The 16,787-nt window shown below is 34.8% G+C and carries 33 protein-coding genes; 22 read left to right on the plus strand and 11 right to left on the minus strand.

Going from position 1 to position 16,787, the window contains the following annotated elements:
* The first annotated feature begins 56 nt into the window (after positions 1-56).
* The 3 genes from AC6EIZ_RS02285 (at position 57) to AC6EIZ_RS02295 (ending at position 1,441) form a co-directional block, all read left to right on the plus strand.
* Positions 57-743, plus strand: a complete 687-nt coding sequence (locus AC6EIZ_RS02285) for an NAD-dependent DNA ligase (protein ID WP_498512027.1) — start codon at positions 57-59, stop codon at positions 741-743.
* Positions 743-889 (plus strand): hypothetical protein, encoded by a 147-nt coding sequence (locus tag AC6EIZ_RS02290; RefSeq protein ID WP_498512028.1) that lies wholly within the window; start codon positions 743-745, stop codon positions 887-889. Before AC6EIZ_RS02285 ends, AC6EIZ_RS02290 begins: the two co-directional genes overlap by 1 nt.
* Before the next feature lie 114 nt (positions 890-1,003).
* Positions 1,004-1,441: a hypothetical protein gene (locus tag AC6EIZ_RS02295; protein ID WP_498512030.1), complete on the plus strand. Its 438-nt coding sequence runs from the start codon at positions 1,004-1,006 to the stop codon at positions 1,439-1,441.
* A 50-nt stretch (positions 1,442-1,491) separates the two neighbouring features.
* On the opposite strand, the gene AC6EIZ_RS02300 is transcribed toward AC6EIZ_RS02295, so the two are convergent.
* A complete protein-coding gene (locus AC6EIZ_RS02300; protein ID WP_498512032.1) occupies positions 1,492-1,632 on the minus strand; it encodes a hypothetical protein in 141 nt (46 codons plus the stop codon).
* A 321-nt stretch (positions 1,633-1,953) separates the two neighbouring features.
* Here AC6EIZ_RS02300 and AC6EIZ_RS02305 point away from each other — a divergent pair, with 321 nt between their 5' ends.
* Both AC6EIZ_RS02305 and AC6EIZ_RS02310 read left to right on the plus strand, forming a co-directional pair.
* Positions 1,954-2,244, plus strand: a complete 291-nt coding sequence (locus AC6EIZ_RS02305; RefSeq protein WP_498512034.1) for an MTH1187 family thiamine-binding protein — start codon at positions 1,954-1,956, stop codon at positions 2,242-2,244.
* A gap of 224 nt (positions 2,245-2,468) precedes the next feature.
* Positions 2,469-2,603, plus strand: a complete 135-nt coding sequence (locus AC6EIZ_RS02310) for a hypothetical protein (RefSeq protein ID WP_498512036.1) — start codon at positions 2,469-2,471, stop codon at positions 2,601-2,603.
* A gap of 37 nt (positions 2,604-2,640) precedes the next feature.
* Here the strand turns inward: AC6EIZ_RS02310 and AC6EIZ_RS02315 are convergent, their stop codons facing one another.
* The 3 genes from AC6EIZ_RS02315 to AC6EIZ_RS02325 form a co-directional block, all read right to left on the minus strand.
* A complete protein-coding gene (locus AC6EIZ_RS02315; RefSeq protein ID WP_498512038.1) occupies positions 2,641-2,847 on the minus strand; it encodes a hypothetical protein in 207 nt (68 codons plus the stop codon).
* The gene (locus tag AC6EIZ_RS02320; protein WP_498512040.1) at positions 2,844-2,984 is read right to left on the minus strand and encodes a hypothetical protein; all 141 of its coding nucleotides are present in this window, start codon (positions 2,982-2,984) and stop codon (positions 2,844-2,846) included. The genes AC6EIZ_RS02315 and AC6EIZ_RS02320 overlap by 4 nt, the downstream gene beginning before the upstream one ends.
* 88 nt (positions 2,985-3,072) lie before the next feature.
* A complete protein-coding gene (locus tag AC6EIZ_RS02325) occupies positions 3,073-3,213 on the minus strand; it encodes a hypothetical protein (protein WP_498512041.1) in 141 nt (46 codons plus the stop codon).
* Positions 3,214-4,088: 875 nt separating this feature from the next.
* Between AC6EIZ_RS02325 and AC6EIZ_RS02330 the strand changes: the two genes are divergently transcribed.
* The 4 genes from AC6EIZ_RS02330 (at position 4,089) to AC6EIZ_RS02345 (ending at position 5,901) form a co-directional block, all read left to right on the plus strand.
* The gene (locus AC6EIZ_RS02330; protein ID WP_498512043.1) at positions 4,089-4,325 is read left to right on the plus strand and encodes a hypothetical protein; all 237 of its coding nucleotides are present in this window, start codon (positions 4,089-4,091) and stop codon (positions 4,323-4,325) included.
* A 342-nt stretch (positions 4,326-4,667) separates the two neighbouring features.
* Entirely contained in the window at positions 4,668-4,865 is a 198-nt protein-coding gene (locus AC6EIZ_RS02335; RefSeq protein WP_498512044.1) for a DUF3764 family protein, read from the plus strand.
* A gap of 97 nt (positions 4,866-4,962) precedes the next feature.
* A complete protein-coding gene (locus AC6EIZ_RS02340) occupies positions 4,963-5,232 on the plus strand; it encodes a hypothetical protein (protein WP_498512046.1) in 270 nt (89 codons plus the stop codon).
* 513 nt (positions 5,233-5,745) lie between these two features.
* A complete protein-coding gene (locus tag AC6EIZ_RS02345; RefSeq protein WP_498512048.1) occupies positions 5,746-5,901 on the plus strand; it encodes a hypothetical protein in 156 nt (51 codons plus the stop codon).
* A gap of 2 nt (positions 5,902-5,903) precedes the next feature.
* Here AC6EIZ_RS02345 and AC6EIZ_RS02350 read toward each other — a convergent pair whose 3' ends face one another.
* Positions 5,904-6,101 carry a hypothetical protein gene (locus tag AC6EIZ_RS02350; protein WP_498512050.1) on the minus strand — a complete coding sequence of 66 codons (198 nt, stop codon included), beginning with the start codon at positions 6,099-6,101 and terminating at the stop codon, positions 5,904-5,906.
* A gap of 491 nt (positions 6,102-6,592) precedes the next feature.
* On the opposite strand from AC6EIZ_RS02350, the gene AC6EIZ_RS02355 reads away from it, so the two are divergent.
* A complete protein-coding gene (locus AC6EIZ_RS02355; RefSeq protein WP_498512051.1) occupies positions 6,593-6,805 on the plus strand; it encodes a hypothetical protein in 213 nt (70 codons plus the stop codon).
* 290 nt (positions 6,806-7,095) lie between these two features.
* Positions 7,096-7,356, plus strand: coding sequence for a hypothetical protein (locus AC6EIZ_RS02360; RefSeq protein ID WP_498512053.1), 261 nt, complete (start codon positions 7,096-7,098; stop codon positions 7,354-7,356).
* 387 nt (positions 7,357-7,743) lie between these two features.
* Here AC6EIZ_RS02360 and AC6EIZ_RS02365 read toward each other — a convergent pair whose 3' ends face one another.
* Positions 7,744-7,899 (minus strand): high light inducible protein, encoded by a 156-nt coding sequence (locus tag AC6EIZ_RS02365; RefSeq protein ID WP_498513159.1) that lies wholly within the window; start codon positions 7,897-7,899, stop codon positions 7,744-7,746.
* A 149-nt stretch (positions 7,900-8,048) separates the two neighbouring features.
* On the minus strand, positions 8,049-8,156 hold the full coding sequence (locus AC6EIZ_RS02370) for a high light inducible protein (protein WP_011294533.1): 108 nt from the start codon (positions 8,154-8,156) through the stop codon (positions 8,049-8,051).
* A gap of 165 nt (positions 8,157-8,321) precedes the next feature.
* On the opposite strand from AC6EIZ_RS02370, the gene AC6EIZ_RS02375 reads away from it, so the two are divergent.
* The 3 genes from AC6EIZ_RS02375 to AC6EIZ_RS02385 all read left to right on the plus strand — a co-directional run bounded on the left by AC6EIZ_RS02375 (position 8,322) and on the right by AC6EIZ_RS02385 (position 8,921).
* Positions 8,322-8,498, plus strand: a complete 177-nt coding sequence (locus tag AC6EIZ_RS02375; RefSeq protein WP_498512055.1) for a hypothetical protein — start codon at positions 8,322-8,324, stop codon at positions 8,496-8,498.
* A 2-nt stretch (positions 8,499-8,500) separates the two neighbouring features.
* Positions 8,501-8,677: a hypothetical protein gene (locus tag AC6EIZ_RS02380; protein ID WP_498512057.1), complete on the plus strand. Its 177-nt coding sequence runs from the start codon at positions 8,501-8,503 to the stop codon at positions 8,675-8,677.
* A gap of 106 nt (positions 8,678-8,783) precedes the next feature.
* On the plus strand, positions 8,784-8,921 hold the full coding sequence (locus AC6EIZ_RS02385) for a hypothetical protein (RefSeq protein ID WP_498512059.1): 138 nt from the start codon (positions 8,784-8,786) through the stop codon (positions 8,919-8,921).
* 223 nt (positions 8,922-9,144) lie between these two features.
* Here the strand turns inward: AC6EIZ_RS02385 and AC6EIZ_RS02390 are convergent, their stop codons facing one another.
* Both AC6EIZ_RS02390 and AC6EIZ_RS02395 read right to left on the minus strand, forming a co-directional pair.
* Entirely contained in the window at positions 9,145-9,363 is a 219-nt protein-coding gene (locus AC6EIZ_RS02390) for a hypothetical protein (RefSeq protein WP_498512061.1), read from the minus strand.
* A gap of 90 nt (positions 9,364-9,453) precedes the next feature.
* Entirely contained in the window at positions 9,454-9,783 is a 330-nt protein-coding gene (locus tag AC6EIZ_RS02395) for an ArsR/SmtB family transcription factor (RefSeq protein ID WP_498513161.1), read from the minus strand.
* Between the two features lie 138 nt (positions 9,784-9,921).
* On the opposite strand from AC6EIZ_RS02395, the gene AC6EIZ_RS02400 reads away from it, so the two are divergent.
* Positions 9,922-10,947 carry an ArsJ-associated glyceraldehyde-3-phosphate dehydrogenase gene (locus tag AC6EIZ_RS02400; protein WP_498513163.1) on the plus strand — a complete coding sequence of 342 codons (1,026 nt, stop codon included), beginning with the start codon at positions 9,922-9,924 and terminating at the stop codon, positions 10,945-10,947.
* Between the two features lie 10 nt (positions 10,948-10,957).
* Positions 10,958-12,220 (plus strand): organoarsenical effux MFS transporter ArsJ, encoded by a 1,263-nt coding sequence (arsJ, locus tag AC6EIZ_RS02405; protein WP_498513165.1) that lies wholly within the window; start codon positions 10,958-10,960, stop codon positions 12,218-12,220.
* A gap of 47 nt (positions 12,221-12,267) precedes the next feature.
* Here the strand turns inward: arsJ and AC6EIZ_RS02410 are convergent, their stop codons facing one another.
* Positions 12,268-12,465: a hypothetical protein gene (locus AC6EIZ_RS02410; protein WP_498512063.1), complete on the minus strand. Its 198-nt coding sequence runs from the start codon at positions 12,463-12,465 to the stop codon at positions 12,268-12,270.
* Between the two features lie 101 nt (positions 12,466-12,566).
* Positions 12,567-13,538 carry a phosphate ABC transporter substrate-binding protein PstS gene (gene pstS, locus AC6EIZ_RS02415; RefSeq protein WP_498513166.1) on the minus strand — a complete coding sequence of 324 codons (972 nt, stop codon included), beginning with the start codon at positions 13,536-13,538 and terminating at the stop codon, positions 12,567-12,569.
* A gap of 470 nt (positions 13,539-14,008) precedes the next feature.
* Here pstS and AC6EIZ_RS02420 point away from each other — a divergent pair, with 470 nt between their 5' ends.
* The 6 genes from AC6EIZ_RS02420 to AC6EIZ_RS02445 all read left to right on the plus strand — a co-directional run bounded on the left by AC6EIZ_RS02420 (position 14,009) and on the right by AC6EIZ_RS02445 (position 16,781).
* Positions 14,009-14,239 (plus strand): TIGR02450 family Trp-rich protein, encoded by a 231-nt coding sequence (locus tag AC6EIZ_RS02420; protein ID WP_011823827.1) that lies wholly within the window; start codon positions 14,009-14,011, stop codon positions 14,237-14,239.
* Between the two features lie 720 nt (positions 14,240-14,959).
* A complete protein-coding gene (locus AC6EIZ_RS02425) occupies positions 14,960-15,154 on the plus strand; it encodes a Signal peptidase I (protein WP_498512065.1) in 195 nt (64 codons plus the stop codon).
* Positions 15,147-15,497: a hypothetical protein gene (locus AC6EIZ_RS02430; protein ID WP_498512066.1), complete on the plus strand. Its 351-nt coding sequence runs from the start codon at positions 15,147-15,149 to the stop codon at positions 15,495-15,497. Before AC6EIZ_RS02425 ends, AC6EIZ_RS02430 begins: the two co-directional genes overlap by 8 nt.
* 128 nt (positions 15,498-15,625) lie before the next feature.
* Positions 15,626-15,871, plus strand: a complete 246-nt coding sequence (locus AC6EIZ_RS02435; protein ID WP_498512067.1) for a hypothetical protein — start codon at positions 15,626-15,628, stop codon at positions 15,869-15,871.
* A 70-nt stretch (positions 15,872-15,941) separates the two neighbouring features.
* A complete protein-coding gene (locus AC6EIZ_RS02440; RefSeq protein WP_498512069.1) occupies positions 15,942-16,352 on the plus strand; it encodes a DUP family protein in 411 nt (136 codons plus the stop codon).
* A gap of 87 nt (positions 16,353-16,439) precedes the next feature.
* Entirely contained in the window at positions 16,440-16,781 is a 342-nt protein-coding gene (locus AC6EIZ_RS02445) for a DUF1330 domain-containing protein (protein ID WP_498512071.1), read from the plus strand.
* Positions 16,782-16,787 lie beyond the last annotated feature (6 nt).

A 16,787-nucleotide genomic window follows, 5' to 3' on the forward strand; every position in this document is an offset into this window, starting at 1 on the left:
ATGCCTAGCTAGCATTATGAAAAGCAAACTAAATTGATAAAATGTAGGACTTAAGGATGAGAAAGGAGACTGATGGATCAAATCATCTTATAAGGAATCTTCAGAGAATATCTCCAGAAGACTCAATCTTTAATTTCAAATCTGGAAGAAAAGCCTTCCTATCATTAGGACAAGGAAATATTCATGAATGGTTGGATTCACTTCTTCCAAATACAAGAATAATTTTAGAACCGAATATCATTGGATCAGCTATTTGCATTCAATATTTCAATGGAAAAATAAACAAGGCAATAAATGAAAATAATAAAGACATAACAGAAAGTGTAAGGTCTTTAAAAAATATTCCTAACTCTATACGTATTAAAAACAGAATAGAAATAAGGGGAGTTCTATACGGCGATAAAAATATATCAAATAAGAATATTGCAACCAAATCATTAGGAACTGTAAATTTGAAACCCCAATTAACTAGAATTAGATTCTGTGCTCTTCAAATATTTCATTGCAATATCAATCATTTTCAATCACTTCAAGAATTAAAAAATCTAAATTTCGAAATTCCTCAAACACAATTTACAAACTTTATTTCAGATATAGAAATCTATCTTCAATGCTGGAAAGAGGGTAAATTATTTAAATGCTATCCAACAAAAGGAATAGTATTAAAAATCAATTCAAGAAAATTGCAAAAGTATCTTGGAGAAAATAATCTATCAATAAATTGGGCATACGCAATAAATTAATGATTTTTTCTACACCCCAACAAGCATCACAAGTCTTGGGAGGAGTCGACATCCTTTCCCCAATGGGATTAACCATCCTAACCATAGGAATATTATTTACTGTAGGCGTACCATTAACAATGATTTTAAAAGGAAAGAAAGATTAAATTAGTTTCAGTGACATTTTTTCTGGTTGAAAAATTGTGAGTAACTAACAAACAACTACAAAATAGGGATTTATATTAAAATGTAGAAAAAGCAAAATTTAATACAACAGATATATGAATAAAAATATTCAAATTTTAATTACTAGTTTCATAAATTTAATAAACTCTGTCAAACCAGGCAAGTATCGCTTAATTTTCGTATTTTTAACAGGAATACTTATACTACCATTGCAACAAAGCAGATCGGAAGAAATATTTCTAAAATGTACTGGTAAATATGAAATAAATAGAGGTGCTCTAATTAAACCAGATTGGGAAACAAGCTATCTAACAATTAATTTGGATGGATTAATATCTGTTATTGACGATAAAGGAATAAAAAAAGAAGGAAGAACTTTGATTAGACGTAATTCTTACACCATTACGCACAGAGATAATCGAAACAGAGTTAAAAATATCTACAAAATAAATGGAACCCATGGTATTTATACAGTTGAATTCCCTCAAAGGAATAGAACACTGATAGGTACTTGTCAAAAAGGAAGAGGGTAAGAAAAATAATTTATATAATAAAAAATACTATTTAAGCAATTTTAAATCGGTTATTGATCACTTGTTTGATTTTGATCAAGACCTTGAGCTCTCCGGTTTTTTGCTACACCTCCGGCTCCCAGCACTAAAAAAATAGTGTAGATAGATACAGTACAAATAACTGTAATTATGGCTATGGTGGCAAAATTCATTTAAAAATATTGATTTGAATTTGGCTTTTAATCTAACAGGAAGAGTAAATACAACCAATCAGGTGAATACAACGGTAAAACCGCTGATCAAAATAGCGAAAGTAATAATGAAAAATGGAAGGACTTGGATTTTGTTATTATCCATAAATAACTTTTTATTAAATATACTAAAATCACAGATAAGACGAGATAAACAACTGCGTAAAAATATGAGTAATAACCGACCAAAGAGAATTTTATTATCAAAAACTATTAGTACAGAAGATGTAAGTAAAAAAATTAGAAGCTAAAATTTTAAAGATACATTCATTTTCTGTTGATATGTGGGTAAGCATAGATCTTTGCTTGGTACCTATAGGAGTAGGTGTCTCATTATCTCCTTACATAAAGGCATGCTTATCAATTATTGAAAAATATAAGCTCGAGTATGAACTGGGTCCAAATGGTACCGCAATTGAAGGGGAGTGGGATCTAGTTTTTGAATGTGTAAAGAATTGCCATGAGGTGGTTCATAGTAAAGGTGCTCCACGTGTTTACACAACATTAAAAGTAAATACACGTACAGATAAGAAGCAATTATTTAAAGAAAAAGTGCAAAGCGTGAGAGGCTGATAGAAAAGAATTTAACAGCATTGAGCAAAAGTATAAAAACAAAAACAAAAGCAAGATCCCAACAATTACCCATGCATATTCAGAGAAGTACTGATATAAAAGGATAATAGTAACGTACTTAATGACTATTTTTGCTCGTCTAAGCAGGTCAGAAGTTATTCACGGAAGAGTCGCTATGTTTATCGTTGCTATCTGGTTATTCACTAACTATCTAATTCGCTAAAATGGCTAACCCAATTAAAACTTGGTTTTTTGAATTAATCGAAGATGCAATAGGCAGTAAAGCAATGAAGCAATTTAATAAAGAAGAGGAAGAGAAAAAAAAGAATCCAAAATCGAATAAGAACCCCTCAAATTAAAAGTTACAACCTCCTGAAATTATACGTAACCAGATCATCAATCCCATTCAGCAGCAACAGCTCTTAAACCACTAGCAATTATCTCGTTAGGGCAATTAGTATCCTCCTTTAAGGCCTTTGCGGCAAGATGAACGTTCTCCCAAAATACTGATACTGCACCTGTTTTTTGATCATCAGAGAATTTAAACTCTTCAAAAGCTTTTGGCATTTTCCTGTTTTTTTTAAGTTCTAGCAAATTATTCATTCTTCAACTTTTATTTTTACAGCTTCCATGTAATTATCTTTTCTATTGTCTAAAAATAGTTTACGTGTTACTAAAACTGTCATTGTAATTATAAATATAAAGCCAACACTTTGAACAAAATCTACGTAGTTTGACAAAAAATGATTCATTTAGATTGATTTTTTTAACTATAGAGGGAAAAAACCAATTGATAAAGTTAACAAAACAAATGCAATAAATAGTTACCTAATAATCTTTTGACACCAAATAACTTTCATCCAACAACGTGCCAGTACCTAGATCAAAAACGTTATCCAAATTAGATAACAACTCTTTTAATTCTTCACCACTGATTCTTTTAATTTCTTGGTAAATTTCTTTTGACATTGATGAAACTAAATCAGATGTAAGTTTAACCGCTCCCAATCAGCCCCTGAGACCGAGAAGACCGATAAGGGGAATTACCTTTCGGTATACATCTATAAAAAAATTGAATTAATAGGAATACTTATATAAAAGTTTCTAATTAATACCACAAATAGAATGATAAAGCCTATCAGGAATAGATGTTAAGTAAATATTCCTACACGGCTGATAGTGGTTTGTTCTTATATTTTTTGAACTTCTTAGGATAACCTTCTTTTTATACTGAGCTTTAGAAGGTTGTTTCTTTGAATAATAAACGTCAGTGCTCCCCCCCAGAAGCCAATCAATTGATGACCAATTCAATTAATTGCCTGACGTACATTAATTTTAAAATTTCCCTTTCTTTGATTGTTCTGTAGGACCGTACGTCTTGGGCAGGGAAACCGTAGAAACAATAAAACTCTTTTAAATAGACATTTAAAAAGGGCCTCAGGGGGCCCTTTTCCTTTACCGATTCTTTTGTAGAAGCTTCTGGATATTGGTGGCCTGGGGCCAAGTAACTAGTAGAAAGGTTTTGTACTCCGTTAGGGCACCTAAACGATGCAAAGGAGTTTCGACTGAATTGACGCACCTATATCATTGATCCTTGTCGCATCAGACGAATAACCTACTTATTCATTGAGAATGTTGGAGCAGGAACCAGAATTCAGTTCGCTTCTCTTAAATACTCAGGTGGAGTGTCGACCATCAATGGTGCCTCTGAGCTCAACAAACGTATCTTTGCTCTATTCGCACCTCAACGCAATCAGCCTTAATGCCCATTGCATTTCCACTTAACCTGATCAAAAATAGTAAGTTTGGGGCATTAGACTTTTGTCTCAAATCAAACCATCAATATGTCGGGAGAACAAACAAGTAAACAAGACCAAAAAAGAATTTTCGGAGAAAAAGCTAAAGGATGTAGAACTGATCTTCAAAAAATTGAATTTTTCGATTCTTCTAAGGAAGCATTTTTCACTGATTCAAATGAATCAACAACCTCTGTTAATGTAGATATCCCTAAAGACTTAGACGACGGGTTTTACGTATACGCAAATATGAAAAACTCAGCGAAAAGGAGCTTAAAGAGTTAAAAAGTTTTACCTGGGCTGAATACCCAGAAAAATTTAAGGTATTTTTATTCGATTTTTGCATCTTAAATGGTGATGCGTATTCAAAATACTTCCTCGATTTAAAGTAAATTCAGCCATTTCCTAATTAGTTCATTTTAGTGAAAGAGGATGATCATTTGCTGGAGTGGTATACGGTGAATTAATTCCTCTAACAAAGAATATTTAAAGACATTTGATAATTTATTTATGGATTTAGATCAAAATATTATCCGTAATCGCAAGTAAGGTAGAAGCTTTTGAATTGAAAAAATAACTTTATTTTTCACCTAATGATTGAAACAACTGCATATACATTTGATATTAATGTACCTTTTGATCAAGGAGAGAAAATTTGACAAAGACGATGCTCTAGCCAGATCAGCCAAAGGAATAAAGGTAATTTTCAGATGTGTCAGCAAAGACAATCCTAAAAAAGCAATTGTTGTAGTTCAAGCTTTAGAGGGTGTCTTAGGGAAAAATATACAAGAGAACATTGAAATAAAAAAAATGGTGCAGTCATGAGTATTGCAGAACCTAGTCTCTGGTCTTGAGTATGCATATTGCTCAGGTATAAATAAAGAATCAAATCAAAAGATTAGTTTCAATTAAATCAGAAAAAATGATTAGAAATCTGTTTTTCTTAATTCTCGGAGCATTTAGCGGTCTTTGGTTTATATGGCCTCAAATCATTACGACCAAAGGTTGGGAATGCTCAAAAGATGTTATTGCATCTTCTAATGAAGATTTAACAGATATTGAATCATTAGTTGAATCGTTGCCAAACAGAATCAAATTAGGCTTGGCTGTTTCCCCAAAAACATTGCTAAAGAGAGAGAACCTTACTCGTATCGAGAAGCTCAGAATTATTGGGGATGCTTGCTTTAGATAATTGAAAAACCACAAGTAAAAATTGTCATTATTATCAACAAAAAGATGGCGTCTCAACTTGTCAAAGCAATTGCTTCTTTTAATTCATTCGCATGATTGATCTCATCCTGAGCAATTTCACATATTCACTGTTCGTTTGGATAACTGTTAGATACTTTGCTTAAGTTTCATACGCATGCTCATCAATTTTATATTTATATCGAATACATTTGATGGAGATAGTAAGTAATAAAAAAAACATTAACAGTAATACAAGAGCACTAGATGCCTAGTAAGAAATCGATCAACCCAATATCTATTCCGGTTAGTAATGCCATCTCCTATAAATGCTCCGTCTCATTGATTGCTTGAAAAAAAATGAGGCTTCATAAACATGTGATTTAATGGAGTCTTTAAACCAATTGACTCTTTTAATTGGACAACCGATAGGAATGCAAAATAAGGGACTCTAGCAATTACCTCAAATACAAAAAATCGTTGAACAGGTCCAACTTCGTAAATTCGGTCGAGCAGAATGCTCACATTGAAATCTAAAACCTATGAATTTATAACCTTCGCTACTCGCTCACATCTAATGTATGAATACGCAAGAAATAAAAATGGATTGTTTGTTTTTCATTTAACTATCGATAACGACTGGAGCTCAATAAGTGAGCAGAGCAGTTTTTAAAGCTATCTCGCTCGAACAGGCTGGTAGGCAGGAATCATCTTTCCTCCACCGAAATCGTCATCATCGTCTGGAAGCGCTCTTGAAATTAGTTCTACTAGAACTAGAGCACACATAGGATAAAAGCACCATAAAACAGCTTTCCAAATGGGAAATGACTCAACTAGCTGAAGCTCAGACATGTACCAGAAAATTGATTGCATAAACCTAACTGATCTAAAAACATTTAGTGTTACGGTTAGCACGAAGTGGGTATTTATCGAATCGATACTTGCGTAAAAAAATTACTTCAATCTGTCTAGTTTTCCACAGATTCAGAGTCACTAATATACTCAGGGTTCTAAATAAAAAACAATTCCAATAAAAAAGACCCTAGGTATGGTGTCCTCGGGCCTGGATGATGGGGACTCTATTTTTAACTGTTTTTCATCCAATTTGCAACCCCTACCATATCTGGTGTTGAAAAGATTAAAAAAACAGAAAAAAAGACCCATATCTGGAATTATTAGCTTGCTTAATATGTACACAACGAGTAATATTTTCGAATTACTGGGTGATGGGGATCTCTCAGTATCTTCTCCCTCAAATTTGAGGGTTTTTTTATGCCATGAATTTCTGCAAGTAATTTCTATGATGGATTAAGACGAAATCAGTGAAAAACTTCTCTGATCTTATTTTCTTCTCAAATCAAAAGATGGAACAAATAACTGACGTAATTGGTAATCCCACAGCACTCTTAATAGAGAGGATTTTTTGGTTGGGGTTAGGTGGATTTTTAGGATTGGCAATAATTACTTCTTTAATAAGAGGATTAAAAGAAGGGAAAAACAAAACTACGCCAGTTTCACCTGGTCAATTAGAGAATCTTGCAAAAAAAGCTATCCAACAAAACAGTAATAACAATTGATATTGGTTATCAGGTTTTTTTATAGCGACAAACAAATTTACTTATAACAATGGGGGCGAGAACCGTACAATCAGCTACCACTGATTATGTGATGAGCATATATGCTTAATACATATTTACAAAAACAATGAAATTAGTTCCTTACATATTCATGGCTGTTGCAATCTTCTCAGAAGTTTCAACAATTGCTACGACCCCTATTATCTAACTGAATTTAATTAATTGAGTATTCAGACCTAACACGTTCGAAGGAATAGTGACGTTAGATTGTTTATAACTGATTTACATTCATGCTCAAAGAGATATTTAGAGTTGCTAGTTTTTTAGCGTTATCTGTTTTTATAGCTTCGACAACTATTTTTTCTGTAATCAACCCTGTATTAGCCGCGCAGATGGATTCTGGTATGAATGATGATAACCCTATGGGCATAGTGATCGAAGAATCAAGTGATGCCTTGAATGGTTCGAATACTAGTACCGCCCCAGACCTTGGAGATGATCAAACGTTTCCTTTTATTCCAGGTTTTGGTAAAAATTCTGGTAAAGACTGATTATCTTTTTTTTTAATATGATTGATAATAAATTACTAATTTTTTCGAAAACTACAAAAAATCCACAGATATATCTATTCACTATCTAAATCATTTTTATGGAAAAATGGGAATCAAAAACAATCATTTTTATTATATTTGTTGTGCTTGCAATTGGGTCAATCGCTCCATTGATAAGAATGGTCAGTGATCGTATGTCATAAAAATGACTTTGAATTGACAAGTGAGATCATGGAGGAATTGTTCATAGCATGATTACATTTAGCATTTTTTGATAGTAATTTCTTATTTTGAAAAAACTTAAAGATAGCTTAAATTCATGGATGAAACAAAAAAATCTAGAGAAAAATCTCTAGATTTATATGAAGATTGATTTGTCTAAACTTTTTAAAAAATGCCAGGAATAATTTGACCAGTAGTGATATATGCGCCAAGTAAAGCAATTATTCCAATCATTGCCCAACGGCCATTGGTCTTTTCTGCTTCTTCAGGATAGTTGGAATAGTTTTCAACTAATTGAGTTTGTACCTGAGTCGCAAACATGTTTTGCTTACCGTATTCAGTAATGATCTGGTTAGAAGCAGAACTGTAAGCTGGAATTCCTGTTGGATCTACTGATTTATCATCTGATTGATTATCAGTTGGATCAATTGATTGATCAGAAACTGGGTTACTAGAAGTCATTTATTAACCTAAAAAATGCCTGGAATGATTTGACCTGTTGTTGCGTAAGCACCGAAAGCAGCAATAAAGCCGATCATTGCCATCCAACCATTAAACTTTTCTGCTTCTGGAGTCACGTAATTAATTTCAAATAATGGGAATGAATGTAAAGGAAAAGTAAAGGAATGTAAAGGGGGCATCCGTACAAAGCAAAATTTATCAGGGTTATTAGCTGAAGCAATATTTTTTATCCACGATCTAAATAACAATTCCACTAACTTTGTTGAACTTAATTAAATTTGATGGATTTAATTCCAGGTGTAGTTCTTTTCCTTGGAGCCATTGGAACTGTGGCTTTACTTGGTTGGGATACTTTCCAAAATCGTAAGCCAATTACTAAAGCTGAAATGCAGCAGTCTCGTGGAACTAGAGCAGCTAAGCCACAACAAAAAAGAAGAGGGTTATTCAAAAGAGGTTAATTATGGGTGAATTTCAAACATACGCTTCAAACTCAGGAGATTTTAATTTCCTGATAGTTCTAATTATTGTTGGGACTTATCTTCTTTATGAGGTTGGAAAAGCAATATTGGACAACAACGATGATGATGACATGGATGGAGGAATGACAATGCGTGTAGCAGATGGTGCACAGGCCTGAACTGACTAACAAATTAATAGGTACTTATTGACTACAAAAAAATGCGTCTCTAAACATTTTAAAAGTGAATTGAATATATAATCAGGCATCTATTTAATTAAAAATTTTGATTGAAGAAAATATAAAAAGAAAAATAGAAGCTTTGTTAAAAGAACTTCAGGAGAAAACAGGAGTTTCGGATAAGGAAATGGACGAATTTAAAAAAATAATGGAACTAGCAGATTATTCACAAGACCAAGAATAATTTATTTAAATTTCGAGATGAAAGAAGCTTAACGAGATGGGAGTTTTGACCAAACAAGAAGTACCAACACGTTAAACAAAGCATATCCAACAGCAATTTGAAATTGGTAAAAATATCCAACAATCGAAGAGGATCCCACAATGATCAAACTAGTAATAAAAATATCTCGTGAAAAATTCAACTAAAAAATCAAGCACTATAAATATTTAGATTGAAAATTAAATCATGAAAGTCTTATTTGATTTTCAATCGAGTAAGCATTGCTTGTACAAACTTCTTTATCTACAACTTGAGAAACAGCAATAACGAAAAGGCTTAGGGAACCAACTGCTAAAGAAACTGTTCTAATGGCACTGGCTTTCTTAGAGACTTTCTTGCTCATATCAAAAAATCTTGATCTAATAAGAATATGATAACTATCAAAGCATAAAAGAGTATCCATTGATACCTAGTAGAAATAATTACCTAAAAATTATTAGAACAATTCTGAATAGAGCTACATCAATTGAAAGCTAGATTTTAATTGATTGCTTTATTCACATACTTGCGATGGTTGTTGCGAACTTTCTTTAAGCAGTTCTATCCAATATTGCAAAGAATTTAATGAGTGAATATTCAATTGGTAATAAACCCATCTACCAGTCTGCCGATCGGTAATCAATCCTGCGTCTTTTAAAACTTTTAAATGAAAAGATATTTTCGATTGCGCCAATCCAATTTCATTAATCAAGTCACAAACACATCGTTCTCCTCCTGAAAGAGACTCAATGATTTGCAATCGCAATGGATCAGATAAAGCTTTTAGCAATTTCCTGGCCATTGCATTTTCAAGAACTACTTCGCTCTTTGTCGCTGTGGCCATCACAGAAGGAAAAATATAATCACATGATAAAACAAACTTCAGAAAAGGCTTGCATCGACAAACCTCTATATATCAAAATAAATTGATATGAGTATTTATGTCCTTTGTTGATTCACTCAATTGACTCAATTACAGGTTATGCGAATCGGTATTAATGGTTTCGGTCGAATAGGACGACTTGTTCTAAGTGCGCTCTGGGGTAGAGAAAATATTGAGATTACACATATCAACGATCCATTGGGTGATGCAAAGGGAGCTGCGCATTTACTTGAATTTGATTCAGTACTTGGTCGTTGGAATAAAGCAATAAGCAACGACCAAAACAACCTGAGTATTGAAGGTCACCCAATATCTTTTTCTCAAGAAAGTGATTTCACAAAAGTGCCATTGAAGGAAAAAGGAATAGAGTTAATTTTAGAATGCTCAGGAAAATTCAAAACCCCCCAAACATTAAATCCATATTTCGAAACTCTCGGGATGAAAAGAGTTGTCGTTGCATGTCCAGTTAAAGGTGAAATACAGGGAGAGGATGCTCTAAATATCGTCTACGGTATTAATCATGATTTATACGACCCCAATAAACATCGCTTAATAACAGCGGCATCCTGCACAACTAATTGCTTGGCTCCCGTTGTGAAAGTTGTTCATCAAGCTTTTGGTATTAAGCATGGTTGCATTACAACACTCCATGACCTAACAAATACACAGGTAGTCGTTGATTCACTTAAGCCAGATTTAAGAAGAGCCAGAAGCGGATCCCAAAGCTTAATTCCAACAACAACAGGATCAGCAAAAGCGATAGGGATGATATTCCCAGAATTACAAGGGAAATTAAATGGCCATGCGGTTCGTGTTCCTCTACTCAATGGATCATTAACAGATACTGTATTTGAACTAGAGAAAGAGGTCACGCAAGAAGAAGTCAATCATGTTTTCAAAGAAGCTTCAGAAGGAGATCTCAAAGGAATACTCGGTTACGAAGAAAGACCACTTGTCTCAATTGATTATGTCAATGACTCAAGAAGTTCAATCATTGATGGTCCCTCAATCATGGTGGTCAATAAAACTCAACTGAAAGTCTATATTTGGTATGACAATGAATGGGGGTATAGCTGTCGAATGGCAGATCTCGTTAGCTATGTCAGAAATCTCGAAAAGGATTAAAAATAAGAACATGCGATTAACGGCATGGCAACAATATGGAATCGTAACGACCAACTATTGGGCATTCACACTGACAGATGGTGCTCTCAGGATGCTAGTGATTTTTCACTTTCATAGCCTTGGATATACAACATTAGAAATCGCATTCTTATTCCTTCTTTATGAGTTCCTTGGCGTTATTACTAATCTGTATGGAGGTTGGATAGGAGCAAGGTATGGATTACGTCTAACACTTTGGGTCGGGACTCTTTTACAAATCGGTGCCTTATTGATGTTGATACCCGTTTCAAGTGGTTGGTCGAAACTTTTAAGTGTCATTTATGTCATGGTTGCTCAAGCAATTAGTGGTATAGCAAAAGATCTCAACAAGATGAGTGCTAAAAGTGCCATCAAAACAGTCGTTCCAGACTCCTCAGAAGACAATGGTGGAAATAATCAATTATTTAAATTGGTAGCCATCTTAACTGGTTCCAAAAATGCACTCAAAGGAGTTGGCTTCTTTCTTGGTGGATTGTTACTAACCAGTTTTGGTTTTAATAAAGCAGTTGAATTAATGGCAACCGGATTAGGTGTTTCATTTTTAGTGACATTGATTTTGCCTGAAGATATTGGAAAGATGAAAAGCAAACCCATCTTTAAAGACTTATTCTCTAAATCTCAAGGGATCAATGTAATATCTTTTGCACGTTTTTTTCTCTTTGGTGCAAGAGATGTATGGTTCGTAGTAGCACTTCCTGTTTTTCTTGAAACGTATTTAAATTGGAATTTTTCTGAGATTGGAGCGTTCCTAGGATTGTGGGTTATAGGTTATGGCTTTATCCAAGCTTTTGCACCGTCTTTAAGAAATTTATGGGGAAAGAAAACAAGTCCAGGAGTCTCTTCTGTTCAATTCTGGAGTACTGTCTTAACTGCTATACCTGCGCTAATAGCAATAGCACTATGGCGACAAAGCAACCCAGGAATAGCAATTACAGCTGGATTGATATTATTTGGGTTCATTTTTGCAATGAACTCATCAATACATTCATATATGGTTCTTGCTTATACGGACAAGGAAAACGTGAGTCTAAACGTAGGCTTCTATTATATGGCAAATGCGGCAGGGAGACTGATTGGTACTCTCATATCAGGAGTCTTATTCATGCTTGGAGCTAATGCCTCTATAGGGATGCAACTATGTTTATGGTGTTCAAGCTTGTTTGTATTCATCTCATTGTTGACTAGTTTACGACTACCACCAGTTTCAAGTGCTATAGCTATTGAAAAAGCCTAAGATCCCATATCAATTAAAAATAAATTGAATATCATACGAAAGAAATACTACTGAACCTCTGATTCTCGGTCATATTCAAGTCCAACTTCATTCATCCAAGCTGCTTTTGTTTTACAGTTTTTACTATGCTCGGCTAGATGTAATCCCTCAATCGAAATAAATAAAACTAGTAATGAAACTGGAACCCACCAAATGGGTGATCCAACTATTTCCCTCCAATTATTCAATGATTCTTTTTTTTTCATATTAAAGATCTTTTTTTTAGCTTAAGTTAGGAAGTGACTGGCTAGCAAAAAAAGACATTAATAAAAGGCTAATGCCTCCTTTTAATTTATAAGGAATTAATTTACTTACCAATACGCTTTACAGCAGCGCGAGATTTGGAAAGAATATCACCTTTTAGAGGAACAAAGCCAAGAGAAGGAGCCTTAGCCTGGGCTTTATCACTTAGTAGGTAGTTAAGTGAATCTTTAATGGCATCAGTGTTTCTACCATTACCAGTTTCGTAAGCAAGAATCCATGTAAGGGTTGCGATTGGGTATGCACCCTTGGCCTTAGGGTTAGGATTTTTTCCGGCTAGATTTTTATCTAGTTGTATTCCATTAAGAGCAATCGCACCAGCCTCAGCAGTTGGCTGTAAGAACTCTCCTGATAAATTTTGGAGAGCGGCTGCTTTGATTTCACCTCTAATATATGACTGGTTTACATAACCAATCGCACCAGGAGTGTTTCGAATAACGCCAGCGACACCAGCATTACCTTTACCACCAACACCAGCAGGCCAGGCGACAGATTTACCTGTACCAAGAGTCCAGGTCTTTGAGAAAGCTTGCATGGAATCTGTAAAAGCCTTCGTAGTACCTGAACCATCAGAACGATGCGCCCAAGTTAGTTTTCCTTCAGGGCAACCAACCTCTTTCCAGTTTGTAATGTTACCCATAGCAACACGAACGGCTTGCTCTTGAGTAAGTTTAAGATCGCAATCGTAGTTATAACCAAAGGCAATAGTGCCACCAACCATTGGGATTTGAACTAATCCACGCGTCACTTTTGCAATATCTGTTGCTTTCATCGGATCATCAGACGCACCAAAATTAACGGTTTCATCAATGAAAGCCTTACGACCAGAACCTGAACCAACAGCCTGATAGTTAACACGAGCTCCACGCTCTTTAGCTAAGTCTGAAAACCATCGAGTGTAAATTTTAGCGGGAAAAGAGGCTCCAGCTCCGCTGAGTCGAGCACCCGCAAGGGCACTTCCTCCTGAGCCAAGAATAATCAAAGAGGAAAGAACAATACTCTTCTTAGCAAAACTCATCAAAGGTCTGCGACGTAAAAGCAATGGAAGCATAGGACGCGAAGGCAATGATATCGATCAATATTCATTGATATAATCAATATAGCTTGATATGGGGCTTGCGCTAAAAAACTAGTTCAAAATAAAAATATATTTTGATGGAGCGAAGCGGTAGATTCACAGGCCATAATAGGATTGATACTTGGTTAAAACAAACCAATAGAACAATCAAGCATTTAATAAGAAGTTGAAAAACAAAGTAAAATATCTTCTAATAATTCTAGTCTTAATAATTGGCACATCTATATCTATTCGGCAATACAAAAACACATATCCAGATCCTAGTGAGAGAAAAGATTTATCTGTTAAAGGAATCTTTCTAGATTAAAAATGTTATGTTTACAAAAATACAAAACATAAATAAGGTTTAAGTGTATAAATTTAGACTAAAATAAAGGAAGAGTGAAGGGTTGAAGAAAGGAGGAAACCAAATGAGATGGCCACCGAATGCAGCTTGGACCTCAGCAGTAAAAAGAGAAGGTTATCGTCACTTTGAAGTTAAAAGCTATGGAGGCAAAAAAGATGAACGGTGGGTAGAACTATTTCCAGTTAACAACAACGAAATTCTTATAAGAGTTCCATGGTCGGAATTAAAAACATACTCAAAGTGGACAAGTGGATGGCTTCAGTTGCCAAAAGATGAAGATTGCGATGGAAACTAATCTTTAGAGAAAATAAAAAATAGATACTTTAAGTAATTATTCCTACACGGCTGATAGTGGTTTGTTCTTATATTTTTTGAACTTCTTAGGATAACCTTCTTTTTATACTGAGCTTTAGAAGGTTGTTTCTTTGAATAATAAACGTCAGTGCTCCCCCCCAGAAGCCAATCAATTGATGACCAATTCAATTAATTGCCTGACGTACATTAATTTTAAAATTTCCCTTTCTTTGATTGTTCTGTAGGACCGTACGTCTTGGGCAGGGAAACCGTAGAAACAATAAAACTCTTTTAAATAGACATTTAAAAAGGGCCTCAGGGGGCCCTTTTCCTTTACCGATTCTTTTGTAGAAGCTTCTGGATATTGGTGGCCTGGGGCCAAGTAACTAGTAGAAAGGTTTTGTACTCCGTTAGGGCACCTAAACGATGCAAAGGAGTTTCGACTGAATTGACGCACCTATATCATTGATCCTTGTCGCATCAGACGAATAACCTACTTATTCATTGAGAATGTTGGAGCAGGAACCAGAATTCAGTTCGCTTCTCTTAAATACTCAGGTGGAGTGTCGACCATCAATGGTGCCTCTGAGCTCAACAAACGTATCTTTGCTCTATTCGCACCTCAACGCAATCAGCCTTAATGCCCATTGCATTTCCACTTAACCTGATCAAAAATAGTAAGTTTGGGGTCAAGATAGTATTTAATCAATAAATCAAGAACATGAATCAGTCTCCAGAGAAAGAGAAGGGAATGAGCTTTATAAAAAAAGCTGGTAAATGGGCTCCATTAGTTGGAGGAGCATGGATTGTTCTAAATATTTTTGTTCCGTTAGCTTTACTTCGTATTCCTGCAGTCCAAAAATACTTAGTAGTACTGGAGGGCAAACTCCCTTTTGACATTCCAGGTATTGGTTAATGGCAACAGAGATTATTTGTTTTTTCTTGCTTGGTATTGCAGCACTGCTTCTAAATGCTGGACTCGACGCTCAAGTTCTTCCACTCTTTTGGCTAATTCTTCCATTAGTAATCAAAATAAGTTTCGACAATATAACCAGAAAGAAAGCTCTCCTCATCAACAAAAAAACGAAATAAAGGCTAAGGTCGTGAAAATCAGCCGAAAAGCTTTGAACGAGTTACAAGCATTGTCGCTATCAGGGGCATTAGCTGTATTTGCTATTACCTGGCTATTTTTTGGTTTTGGGGATGATGATGATGATGGAGGCGGGATGATGAGACCTGTCAGACAAAATGCTGATTAAAATCTGCTACTAATAAGAAACAGAAAAGCGACAATTTTAATAAGAAATTCCAGAAGATATTTTTACAAGTCCTAAAGCTAATCAAGCTTCTGATCAAGCATTAGCCTAAGTAATGAGAGCATGGGTATATGAAAAATTTTCTAATCAAATTAGTTTTATTCGTATTCATTGTTTTCTCTGGATTGAATAGTGCTGAGGCTGTAATACAAGGCTGGGTTCCACCAGAGGATTATGGAGAAGGTGACTCATATGAAATGGGAATGGAATCCGAGGAAGAAGCTCTAGGAATGGATTCACAAAGTGAAGAGATGAGTATGGAGGATATCTTTGGGGATGAACAAGTTTTTCCTTTTCCACCTGGTCTAGGCAATTAATCAAAATGCAAACATTCGCTTTAGTAAGGTAGATGCAGATAAATATCTAACTTTTAAGTTTGTTGAACTAATGGCAGCAATAAAAAAAGACTCAGAGCCTCTAGATAACTTATCGAGTGAAGAGATAGAGGATATTGTCAGATCAAACGAAATCTTGGATCAAGAAAATGAAAGACTAATCAAAGAAGAAGAAATAGAGGCACAAAAATTCTCAAAGACAAAATCTACAAAAAAATTGCTTAGACGATTAAGAAGATCTCCACTTGAAGTGATAAATCGATCACTATTTTTTGTATTCATTGGTAGTTTTATATTCTCCTTTGTCTCTGTTTACTCAATCAATAAATTGTGGTTTACCTTTTATGTCATCAGTGCCTTCTCATGTGTGCTATACACTCCAAATAGACAAGCCCTCAAGGAACTAATTGCAGCATGGCCTAATATCGAAGATCTCTTAAAAAAAAGAAGTCTATGGAAATAAATTATTGAGACTTGTAGGCCATTGATTTGAAAAAATTTTTTTGAGGTATGTCTGATCTATCCTAAATTCATAATTGATTCAAAGGTAATGGATAAGAAAGGAGCCAAGGGGTACTGGATCTCAACTGCAAAGGTTATTAATCAAGAATTATTTAATGAATATGTCGTAAAAGTTGGGCCATGGCTCAAAGAAAATGGTGGGGAGGTATTTGCGAAAGATACAGACCCAATAGGAAAAGAAAAAACTGAAGATTCAAACCTAGCCGTCATTTGTGAATTCCCATCAATGCGAATAGCAGTAGAAGCTTATGAATCCAGTGAATATCAAGAGCTATCAAAGCTACGTACAGCCGCGACAGTTAATTCTACATTCACAATCATGGAGGGATTGGACGAGGCGACAAAACTTAGAAGAGCGATGGGAATGTAGATAATG

Source organism: Prochlorococcus sp. G4PB16, from assembly GCF_059772465.1.

What these genes read in the sequence shown, in the direction of transcription:
- AC6EIZ_RS02390 (WP_498512061.1), bottom strand. Translation starts at nt 9,363, where the DNA reads ATGGATACTCTTTTATGCTTTGATAGTTATCATATTCTTATTAGATCA.
- AC6EIZ_RS02380 (WP_498512057.1), top strand. Translation starts at nt 8,501, where the DNA reads ATGGGTGAATTTCAAACATACGCTTCAAACTCAGGAGATTTTAATTTC.
- AC6EIZ_RS02330 (WP_498512043.1), top strand. Translation starts at nt 4,089, where the DNA reads ATGTCGGGAGAACAAACAAGTAAACAAGACCAAAAAAGAATTTTCGGA.
- AC6EIZ_RS02295 (WP_498512030.1), top strand. Translation starts at nt 1,004, where the DNA reads ATGAATAAAAATATTCAAATTTTAATTACTAGTTTCATAAATTTAATA.
- AC6EIZ_RS02440 (WP_498512069.1), top strand. Translation starts at nt 15,942, where the DNA reads ATGGCAGCAATAAAAAAAGACTCAGAGCCTCTAGATAACTTATCGAGT.
- AC6EIZ_RS02360 (WP_498512053.1), top strand. Translation starts at nt 7,096, where the DNA reads ATGCTCAAAGAGATATTTAGAGTTGCTAGTTTTTTAGCGTTATCTGTT.
- AC6EIZ_RS02325 (WP_498512041.1), bottom strand. Translation starts at nt 3,213, where the DNA reads ATGTCAAAAGAAATTTACCAAGAAATTAAAAGAATCAGTGGTGAAGAA.
- AC6EIZ_RS02315 (WP_498512038.1), bottom strand. Translation starts at nt 2,847, where the DNA reads ATGAATAATTTGCTAGAACTTAAAAAAAACAGGAAAATGCCAAAAGCT.
- AC6EIZ_RS02400 (WP_498513163.1), top strand. Translation starts at nt 9,922, where the DNA reads ATGCGAATCGGTATTAATGGTTTCGGTCGAATAGGACGACTTGTTCTA.
- AC6EIZ_RS02425 (WP_498512065.1), top strand. Translation starts at nt 14,960, where the DNA reads ATGAATCAGTCTCCAGAGAAAGAGAAGGGAATGAGCTTTATAAAAAAA.
- arsJ (WP_498513165.1), top strand. Translation starts at nt 10,958, where the DNA reads ATGCGATTAACGGCATGGCAACAATATGGAATCGTAACGACCAACTAT.
- AC6EIZ_RS02335 (WP_498512044.1), top strand. Translation starts at nt 4,668, where the DNA reads ATGTACCTTTTGATCAAGGAGAGAAAATTTGACAAAGACGATGCTCTA.
- AC6EIZ_RS02310 (WP_498512036.1), top strand. Translation starts at nt 2,469, where the DNA reads ATGGCTAACCCAATTAAAACTTGGTTTTTTGAATTAATCGAAGATGCA.
- AC6EIZ_RS02300 (WP_498512032.1), bottom strand. Translation starts at nt 1,632, where the DNA reads ATGAATTTTGCCACCATAGCCATAATTACAGTTATTTGTACTGTATCT.
- AC6EIZ_RS02355 (WP_498512051.1), top strand. Translation starts at nt 6,593, where the DNA reads ATGGAACAAATAACTGACGTAATTGGTAATCCCACAGCACTCTTAATA.
- AC6EIZ_RS02345 (WP_498512048.1), top strand. Translation starts at nt 5,746, where the DNA reads ATGCTCACATTGAAATCTAAAACCTATGAATTTATAACCTTCGCTACT.
- AC6EIZ_RS02285 (WP_498512027.1), top strand. Translation starts at nt 57, where the DNA reads ATGAGAAAGGAGACTGATGGATCAAATCATCTTATAAGGAATCTTCAG.
- AC6EIZ_RS02435 (WP_498512067.1), top strand. Translation starts at nt 15,626, where the DNA reads ATGAAAAATTTTCTAATCAAATTAGTTTTATTCGTATTCATTGTTTTC.
- AC6EIZ_RS02365 (WP_498513159.1), bottom strand. Translation starts at nt 7,899, where the DNA reads ATGTTTGCGACTCAGGTACAAACTCAATTAGTTGAAAACTATTCCAAC.
- AC6EIZ_RS02420 (WP_011823827.1), top strand. Translation starts at nt 14,009, where the DNA reads ATGAGATGGCCACCGAATGCAGCTTGGACCTCAGCAGTAAAAAGAGAA.
- pstS (WP_498513166.1), bottom strand. Translation starts at nt 13,538, where the DNA reads ATGAGTTTTGCTAAGAAGAGTATTGTTCTTTCCTCTTTGATTATTCTT.
- AC6EIZ_RS02290 (WP_498512028.1), top strand. Translation starts at nt 743, where the DNA reads ATGATTTTTTCTACACCCCAACAAGCATCACAAGTCTTGGGAGGAGTC.
- AC6EIZ_RS02445 (WP_498512071.1), top strand. Translation starts at nt 16,440, where the DNA reads ATGGATAAGAAAGGAGCCAAGGGGTACTGGATCTCAACTGCAAAGGTT.
- AC6EIZ_RS02410 (WP_498512063.1), bottom strand. Translation starts at nt 12,465, where the DNA reads ATGAAAAAAAAAGAATCATTGAATAATTGGAGGGAAATAGTTGGATCA.
- AC6EIZ_RS02395 (WP_498513161.1), bottom strand. Translation starts at nt 9,783, where the DNA reads ATGGCCACAGCGACAAAGAGCGAAGTAGTTCTTGAAAATGCAATGGCC.
- AC6EIZ_RS02350 (WP_498512050.1), bottom strand. Translation starts at nt 6,101, where the DNA reads ATGCAATCAATTTTCTGGTACATGTCTGAGCTTCAGCTAGTTGAGTCA.
- AC6EIZ_RS02375 (WP_498512055.1), top strand. Translation starts at nt 8,322, where the DNA reads ATGGATTTAATTCCAGGTGTAGTTCTTTTCCTTGGAGCCATTGGAACT.
- AC6EIZ_RS02340 (WP_498512046.1), top strand. Translation starts at nt 4,963, where the DNA reads ATGATTAGAAATCTGTTTTTCTTAATTCTCGGAGCATTTAGCGGTCTT.
- AC6EIZ_RS02305 (WP_498512034.1), top strand. Translation starts at nt 1,954, where the DNA reads ATGTGGGTAAGCATAGATCTTTGCTTGGTACCTATAGGAGTAGGTGTC.